Annotated in this window: 1 pseudogene; it reads left to right on the forward strand. The window is 46.9% G+C overall.

Going from position 1 to position 816, the window contains the following annotated elements:
* Positions 1-51: 51 nt before the first annotated feature.
* A pseudogene (locus NYR02_RS01880) lies at positions 52-816 on the forward strand (IS3 family transposase); the annotation flags it as partial.

Here is an 816-nt window from a genome sequence, read left to right on the forward strand (position 1 = left end):
TGATCTTCCCCCGCTTTAACGGACACCAAAGTCAAACTGACGAGGTGTCCAATGCCAAAATATACTCAGCCAAGAAAGACTTGGCAGTATTCAAATGAATTTAAAGTGAAAGCAGTTCAGCTAAGTCTGATTGAAGGAATTCAGGTTCAGGAAGTCGCCAATACACTCGACATACATCCGTTCATGCTGTCACGATGGCGTAAAGAATACCGTGAAGGAAAAATCGTGGCAGATAAGCGCAAGAAGTTAACCGAAGCAACCAGTAAGCAAGAGAAAGAAATCTCAAAACTGAAGAAGCTTGAAGCCGAGAACAAAAGGCTGAAGCAGGAGGTTGACCTGCTAAAAAAGTGGCAACGGTTTCTTGCGGAGGAACATCAGCAAGATATCGATTCATCGAGAAGTTCGGACAAGAGCTAGGCATCAAGCGCACGTGTGAGTGGCTGGGTGTATCTCGTAGTGGCTTTTACGCATGGCTTAACAGAGAGCCGTCTGAACGTGATCAGTCAGATATGGGATTAAAGATTCTCATCAAGAATATCTCGGATGAGAACGAAGGTCGCTATGGCAGTCCCCGAATCTGGAAAGCGCTGTTAAAGCAGGGATATCAGGTCAGCAGGAAGCGTGTAGCGCGGCTGATGCAAGAGATGGGATTGATCGCTCGGGTGACTCAGGTAACGTACCGAGCGCCAGGGTTGAAGCGCTTTTTGGCATCAGGACAAAACCTTCGTCCTGACGGTGCGGTTCCTCATTGTAAAGACAAAGTATGGGTGGCCGATGTGACTTATCTGAAAGTTAAAAAGCAGTGGCACTATCTGT

Source organism: Thalassolituus pacificus, assembly GCF_025318105.1.
GTDB lineage: Bacteria > Pseudomonadota > Gammaproteobacteria > Pseudomonadales > Oceanobacteraceae > Venatoribacter > Venatoribacter pacificus.